This is a genomic window from Succinivibrio dextrinosolvens DSM 3072 (assembly GCF_900167015.1).
Lineage (GTDB): Bacteria > Pseudomonadota > Gammaproteobacteria > Enterobacterales > Succinivibrionaceae > Succinivibrio > Succinivibrio dextrinosolvens.
Genome location: NZ_FUXX01000028.1, coordinates 24,707 through 32,632 on the forward strand (window position 1 = coordinate 24,707; position 7,926 = coordinate 32,632).

General features: G+C 39.0%; 6 protein-coding genes. 2 read left to right on the forward strand and 4 right to left on the reverse strand.

The features are described from left to right. Positions 1 to 2: 2 nt before the first annotated feature. The 4 genes from queA to B5D46_RS08145 all read right to left on the reverse strand — a co-directional run bounded on the left by queA (position 3) and on the right by B5D46_RS08145 (position 4,849). Complete coding sequence (gene queA / locus B5D46_RS08130) at positions 3 to 1,088, reverse strand: tRNA preQ1(34) S-adenosylmethionine ribosyltransferase-isomerase QueA (RefSeq protein ID WP_078929031.1); 1,086 nt, start codon at positions 1,086 to 1,088, stop codon at positions 3 to 5. Between the two features lie 102 nt (positions 1,089 to 1,190). Continuing rightward, positions 1,191 to 1,649: a type III secretion system chaperone gene (locus tag B5D46_RS08135; protein WP_031490507.1), complete on the reverse strand. Its 459-nt coding sequence runs from the start codon at positions 1,647 to 1,649 to the stop codon at positions 1,191 to 1,193. A 13-nt stretch (positions 1,650 to 1,662) separates the two neighbouring features. Next, a complete protein-coding gene (locus tag B5D46_RS08140; protein ID WP_078929032.1) occupies positions 1,663 to 2,739 on the reverse strand; it encodes a hypothetical protein in 1,077 nt (358 codons plus the stop codon). A gap of 451 nt (positions 2,740 to 3,190) precedes the next feature. Further along, a complete protein-coding gene (locus B5D46_RS08145) occupies positions 3,191 to 4,849 on the reverse strand; it encodes a vWA domain-containing protein (protein ID WP_078929033.1) in 1,659 nt (552 codons plus the stop codon). A gap of 161 nt (positions 4,850 to 5,010) precedes the next feature. On the opposite strand from B5D46_RS08145, the gene B5D46_RS08150 reads away from it, so the two are divergent. Both B5D46_RS08150 and B5D46_RS08155 read left to right on the forward strand, forming a co-directional pair. Next, complete coding sequence (locus B5D46_RS08150) at positions 5,011 to 6,735, forward strand: DUF3413 domain-containing protein (RefSeq protein ID WP_078929034.1); 1,725 nt, start codon at positions 5,011 to 5,013, stop codon at positions 6,733 to 6,735. 11 nt (positions 6,736 to 6,746) lie between these two features. Then, positions 6,747 to 7,583: a tetratricopeptide repeat protein gene (locus B5D46_RS08155; protein ID WP_078929035.1), complete on the forward strand. Its 837-nt coding sequence runs from the start codon at positions 6,747 to 6,749 to the stop codon at positions 7,581 to 7,583. Positions 7,584 to 7,926: the final 343 nt, after the last annotated feature.

Genomic DNA, 7,926 nt, shown 5'->3' on the forward strand with positions numbered 1-7,926 from the left:
CTCTAGTTTTTTGCTGATGGAGGAAGATCCTCATCTGCTTTCGGATTCTTGGTTATGAACATGCAGTCACCGTAGCTGAAGAACTTGTATTTGTCTGCAACGGCATGCTTATATGCATTCATGGTCTTCTCATAACCAGCAAATGCACTTACCAGCATAATCAGAGTTGACTCTGGCAGGTGGAAATTGGTTATAAGAGCATCTACAACCTGATATTTGTAACCAGGATAGATAAAGATTGAGGTGTCATTTGAGAAAGGAACAATCTCATCAGCACTGTTCTGTGATTTTGCAAATGTTGCTGCAGACTCAAGAGATCTTACCGCAGTGGTACCTACTGCAATCACTCTGTGACCTGCCTTATGGGTTGCAATTACCGCATCAGCAACCTCTTTGGTCAGGTGAACAAATTCCTTGTGCATATGATGCTTTAGAATATCGTCCTCTCTTACAGGCTGGAAGGTACCTGCGCCAACATGCAGAGTAACGAAGGCCATATTCACACCGTATGCCTTTAAATCCTCAAGCTGAGCCTCATCAAAATGAAGACCTGCAGTTGGAGCTGCAACAGCACCTGGATATTTTGAATAGACAGTCTGATAGCGCTCTCGATCAAGAGTTTCATCAGGACGGTCAATATATGGAGGAAGAGGAATGTGACCTACTGCGTACAGAATATCTAAAAGAGACTTTCCGCCTACAGTTTCAATCTTGAACAGATCACCTTCACGGCCGATAACATTTACCTCATAACCGCCGTCAATGTGCAGAACAGCTCTGGTCTTAGGAGCTTTGCTTGCTTTGATATGGGTCAAGGCACAGGTTTCTGAGATGATTCTTTCAATCAGAAACTCAATCGCGCCGCCGGTATCCTTTTTGCCGTACATTCTGGCAGGAATAACCTTGGTGTCGTTAAATACAAGCAGATCGCCAGGTTGTAAAAAGTTTTTTAAATCATAAAAATGCTGATCTGAAAGCTTACCGTCAGAACCGTCAAGACACAGCATTCTGCATCCGGTTCTCTGCTCTGATGGGTAATCCGCAATTAGATTTAAAGGTAAGTCAAAATTAAAATCACTTCTTAACAACTTCGTATGTCCTCAAAAAAACTTGTGAGTATTGTATCATTTTTGAGCACAAAGACTAGTTTTTATAGCTTTCTTTTGCTTTAAAAAGCGATTTTTTTCGAGTTATACCGGAATAAAATTAGCAGGTTCAAAAATTTCTTCCATCTTTTTGTCAGGAAAATCAGTCACCATACTGCGGTAGTTTCTTATGACCTTGAACCAGGTATCACAGATACTGATAAAGGACTCCATTTCACTGTAAAAGATTTCATTATCCAGAGCTCTGCAGGGGAGCACCTTGCAAAGAGCAAAATGATCGTTCTCACTGTTTAAACTCAGAGTGGCTCCAAAGGTAGAGGTATACAAATGATTAGCCTCAAGCATCATTTTGTACAGATGCTCAAGCTGTTCAGCAGGAGGAGTGCCCAGATCGCCTGAGATGACGATCTGGTCAATTTCTGACAGAGCAGTAATGGTCACAACAACATCATCGGCCTGGAAGGAGCAGGAATTTGCGTTATCCAGCTCCAGTTCTATTCCCAGTTTTTCACCGAAAGCCCTGATTATTTCAACACCTTCCATGTTTTGTCTTCCGTTATAATCCTAAAATATCGTTGTAGAGAGATTCACCGATACGATCAATATCCTCTGCGGTAAGAGCCCTAACAACAACTTTACCGTTATCCTTGAGTTCTGTATACTCATTATTATCATTTTTAATGATAACAGTAGCAAATTTACCAACTAGCTTTTGCTTAATTACAGGAGCATAATCCCCCCACTCTCCTTCAGGATTCTGCTTAAACAATGCATCTAGCTCTACCTCGATCATTTCTTTAAGGTTTTGAGCATTATTTCTGTTTATAATACTATTAAGTTTTGCTTCTTCAGCTTTATTAACTGGCCCCTCAAGATTATTCTGACGAAACTCAATAAAGTTCTTGGCCTTATCTTCCATACAGGCTCCAAGATGACTCCTTACATGATTATGAAAGAGCTCAATTTTATCCTGATGTTTAGACTCAAAATACGAGTCAATAGCATTTTTAACAAAGGATTTAATCGTATTGGCAACGTAATCCTTAAAAGGTTTTATCGTCTCAGCTGTTTGGTAGTTAAAACGGGCTCTTTCAGTATGAATCAGTTCTCCACCGAGCATTGACCATAGAACATCTTTTCCTAAATTTGAAGCCATTTCCTCATCAAGTTTTTCATATTCTCCTGTAGTCTCATTCAGGATCTTAAATTTATCACTTGTATTTTCAATAAGATTCTCTCTGGCCTCAGGATCATTCTCGGTAAGTTCCAGATTAAACTCGTATTCCGCATCAACTTTAATCATTCTATCTAGTTTATTCTCAAGAAAATCTAGACTCTTTTGGATATCAGCAAAGATTCTTGCGGTTTTGTTATTCTCAAAAAGAGCATTCAGCTCTTTTACAGTCTTGCCCTTAACATCCGGCATACCAAGATCTTTCATAATTACTGAAAGTTTCTCTTTATAGGCTGCAATTGAGAAATCCTTGCTCTCAAAGGCAGAAGCCTGGGTCATAATCGCTTTGATTCTTCTCTGAGTTAATGGCTTTCCCGATTTTACAGCACCACCTTCTGCAGGAACGCCGAAATCTGAACGTTTAAATTCAGGCCCCAGAATCTTTTCAAGTTTGTCCATGAACTCTCTCGAGAATGTTACTTCTCCTTTAGGTCCTTTACCAATGCCCTGTTCCAGTCCAAAGGTTTTTCCTAATGATTTCAGGAGTTCAGTACGAATCTGATTATTATTAGCCTGAGTTGTAGACGAACGCAGAAATCTGAAAATCTTTGCCTTTGAAAAAGTGCTGTTTGAAGAAACCTGATTATCTTGATTCAGATGAACAATGGCATTATCGTTACCTAAATTTATATTTTGAAGGTATTTAGTGCAGTAGTATCAACCATGATAGCCTCTTAAGGATAAATTCTGAATTGCAGATTAAATAAAGTTTATTCAATACAACCCCTGTAATGAATTTCTGTACTAAGTATACATTATTTTATAACTATATATGACTACTTTTTATTATTTTTACTTTGATCACAAAAATATGAATTACATACAATAAAAACTATATGATATTGATACTTCAGTTTTTTTGAATGATATTTTTTGGAGCATCGAATAACGATGAAAAAAGAGAAAACGCCTTACGCTCTAGCTCATTTGCATTTTCAATTATAGAGGCATGTTCAAACAGCTTTAAAATCAGCTCTGAGCGAATAGATATTCCGTATATTTCAATGTGGTGTTCCTTAGCATAATCAAAGCAGTTTTTTACGTTGTTTACAGAATCTGGCATACCGTCGGTTATAACCAGGACTATATTTCGGCTGTAGCCAATTTCCTGAAATTTATCAAATGAATACCAAAGAGCCTGAGCCAGCGGAGTAGAACCACGTGGCTTCTGATCAAAACGTGAGGCTACCATAGATGCGCGCTCATCAGCCTTAAGTGCAACATCATATTCTGAGCACTGTCCAGGGAAATAGGTTGCCATAGTCTTGATACCGTCAATCCCCTCTAAAGCAAGGGAAAGAGTCAGAGCAACCTTGCAGGCATCCTCACATCTTGAATTGGGACCTCCGTCAGATGTGAGCATAGAGCTTGATACATCTACAAGAATGTGGATTGCAGTCTCAAACTCCTTTTTGTAAATCCTGTCCTTAAAGATTCTGGTTTCCCCAAGAGAGATAAGCTGAGCCTTTAAAGGGTTAATCCTGTTTCCAACTGTACTGCAGTTTCCAAGACTGTCCACATAAGCCCTCACCCTGTTATGAAGAGCATTTCTGATCCCGTAGGTGTTGCTGACCTCATGAATAAAATCATCTCGGCCAGGGTTACAGATATTCTCAGCAATTACACCAAAATCCTCTCTTGATGATGAGGTTTTGGAATTACTGTTCTCCTGAATAATCTCTGCTCCGTTTCTGCTTGGAGTAACCTTTGAATCGTCATCATCGGAGGTAATACGGAATCTTGCATATTCTCTGAGAAATGAATTAGAGATTTTATCCTTTGATTTATTGAAATTTTTCTTGCTCTCATCAAGAATATTTCTGAAATTCTCGTCATTATCCTCCTGCTGTTTGAGGATACTGTCATCTCCTTTGAAGGAGAACCTGTCACTTTTCAAAAGCTGAAAAATTTTAAGACAGATCTTATATACAGCCTCGGAATCCCTGACTAAAGAGCAGTCTTTTACCAGAGCTGCAATCTTATTAAGATCCCTTACGTTTATTCTGTGTCGTAAATGAAAATAAAGCAGAGCTGCCCTATGTCTTGACTCGGAAAACTTCTGACAGAGACTTTGAGAGTAACACTGAATAAAGGCACAGATTACGTTCAGCACACTGATTGAGCTCATGGTGCTGCAGAAGCTTTTCCACTCATCCCTGTAGTAGTTGTTCAGAAGCTCAAGATTCTCATAGACTCCGATATACTCCTTTGAAATCAGAGCTTCGATTCTTGAGTCTTCAAGAATATTGAATAACGAGAACAGAAACAGATTGTTTCTTATCTTGTCTTTTTTTAGAACAGCAAAGTCAGTGTATCGTATGTGGGCTGATTCATGAGCCAGATAACCATAGGCAAGACGAGCCTTAATAGGATTTTTTATATCAAGTCTTGGAATAGTAATTACCCTGCCGTTTGTATATGCGGTGGAGCCCTGGATTCTGACACTTACACCAAAAAGCTTGGCGTAGTTATTCACCATAATCGGAAGTGCATGGGATAACGTATTCATTTTTTTTCCTCATAAAAAACTTCCGTGATTATCACATCGAAAATTTTTGGCAATTCTGTAAAGGGGCCAAAAATTTTCAAAAAACGAGTTAATTTTTTCTTTTTTATCAGAAAAACAAGTACAATAATGATTAGAGTTGGTTAAAAAATTTGAAAAGCGCTATGACAAAATTTCAGAATAAGTTCCTTACTAAGGAACAGACCATAAGATCTACTACTTGGGCCCATCATTTCGTATTTCTAAACTGCCTGCTGGCGATAGTAACAGGCTTTACTTATGTATATGGAGCCCCTCAGACTGAAAGTTTCATATCATTTGTCTATCTGATTGTTACCTGGCTGGGACAGATCAGCTTTCTGGGATTTCTGTCGTTTCTGATTTTCTTCTTTCCTCTTACCTTTATCGGTAATTTCAGAACCTACAGAATAATAAGTATTGCCGCGGCTTTTCTGATTCACATTCTGCTTCTTGTCGATGCCAAGCTTTTTATTTCACTGAAGGTTCATCTGACCTGGTCTGTGTTCTCTCTTATGATCAGAGATCTGAACTTTAATACCGGTCTGAACTTCAACTTCATGTACATTGCAATTCCAGTAGTAATCTTCCTTGAGTTCGTATTTGCAAGATTAGCTACACGAGAAATCTACAGAAAGGAAGAAAGACACAATTACTTCCCATCAATTGTAATGGCCCTAGTTACAGCATGTTTTATCACCTCACACTGTGTTTATATCTGGGCAGATGCATCAAATTACGAGAAGATAACCAACCTGCGTTCAGTATTCCCTGCTCATTATCCAATGACTGCTAAATCATTCCTGACAACACACGGCTGGATTGATAACATAAGCGCTGACGTAAACGGCAGTTCAACCTCAAATATCGCCTACCCACTTACCGAAATTAAGTTCGAGGAAAAGGAACAGCAGAAGAATGTCATTACCATCTTCATCAATGGTCTTTCATATGTTGATCTGAATGCCGAAAACACACCTAATCTGATGAAGCTCAAGATGGATAATCTGAGTTTTGAAAACCACTTCCTGCCATACGATAATCTCTACAACAATCTGTTTGCAAGCTGGTTCGGTCTTCCAATCCAGTACGAGGAAGTATTTACCAGTCACAGTGTTGAGAACGTTTCCTCAGATGTTATGCAGAAAGAGGAATACCTGATGAGAGGTTTCATTTCTGCAATCAACGGTCATGAGGGTATAAAGCTTTCAAAGATGACAGGTATGAACACCAACAAACTGAAGAATCTGTCATCTGATACAGTTCTTCTAAACGATGCATTTGACTTTATTGAGAAGAATGCAGTTCACAGAATGGCCATCACACTGTCACTGAATTCACTTATAAATATGAACTCAGAAGATGCTCACAAACGCCATTTAAAGCTTTTAGACAGCCAGGTTGGAAAATTCATTGCAAGAATTGAAGACTCTGAGATTGCTGATAAGACCATGATTATCATCTCCTCTTCTCTGGGCAACAGATTCATTGATCAGAATCTTTCATTCTCAAAGAGAAAGCAGAGAGTTCCATTCATCATTATCAATCCTGAAGCTGAGAGCAAAGGTGTTTCCAAAACCGTTCTAACCTCATCATTTGATATTAATCCAACAATCGCAGTTGAAATTCTGGGGGTAACGACCCCATGTGTAAATTATGGAATTGGTGATGACGTATTAACTCTTACAGACAGAGATTACATCCCAACAACGCAGGGTAACACATTGCTGCTGATTTCTCAGGATGCAGTTACCATTTACAAGAGAAACGGAAAAGTGGTTACCATTACGGATAAAGACACAAAACCTGCAAGAGCAAATCTTGAGAATCTGATCCGTGCCATGAGAGATTTCAACCGCTTTAAGAAATAATAGGATAAAAAATGCGTTTAACTGAACAGAATGTAAAGGAAGTGATTGTCGACGCTTCCATGCAAAAAGCAGTCTTTATTTTCTTCTACATGAATGCTCCTGAATGTGAAAAGGCAGGAACTGCTCTTAGAAGTGCAATCTCAGACAACAATGCATATCTTTCTTTAGTTGAGGCGGATGTATCTGAGCCTGTTGGCCAGGCGATCGCAGGTCAGCTTGGATTACAGTCTGTTCCAACAGTAGTAATCATGAAAAACGGACGTCCTGTAGAGGCTCTGCAGGGAGACGAGATTGTTGAAAAGCTACAGCCAACCATTCAGAAATACATGCCATCAGAGGGTGATATGCTGTTAAAGGCAGCCTTAGCTGAGGTCGAGAAAGGAAATATTGCTGGTGCTGTTGTAAAGGCAAAGGAAGCCTATAATCTTGATCCTAAGAATCTTGAGTACAAGCATTTCTATGCTCAGATCTGTATTAAGGACAAACAGCTTGAGAAGGCTCACGAGCTTTTAGATAACGCAGGCCGTGAAGAGCAGGAGATGCAGGAGTACAAGGATCTGATTTCAGCCCTTGCACTTGCAGATCAGGCTGCTGACAGCCCTGCATTAAAGGAGCTTGAAGCAAAGTTTGCAAATGATCCTGAGAATGCTGATATTGCAACCAGCTATGCTGCAGCTTTAGCTGAGGCTGGCAAGAAAGGCAAGGCTCTGGAGATTCTGTTTACCCTTCTTCAGAAGGATTTATCAAATGCAGAGGTAAAGAAGACCTTCCTTGATCTGCTTAACACCATGCAGGGAGATCCTCTACAGAAAGAGTACAGAAGAAAGCTCTACACTATCATGTACTAATAAAAAAACCAGCCTTAAGATTCTGGCTGGCTTTAGAAAAAGGAAGAGGGTGACTAAAAAGGTCGCCCTCTATTTTTACCTAAATTTTGTGGTTTTATTAACATTATTGATAATATTTTTATATTGAAACTTTATCTATTTCCTTGATATACAAAGTTAATATACTATACTTAATAATATAAAGAGTTATATTATTGGTAATATCGTTATGGATAAAGAAGATCTTTTCAAACCCTATATTCAAGATGATTTAGCCTTACTTCCTCCTTGTATTGGTGATTTTATCTCCCCTTCAGATCCCGTCAGACTCGTAAGTACAATTGTTGATAAACTTGATATCTCC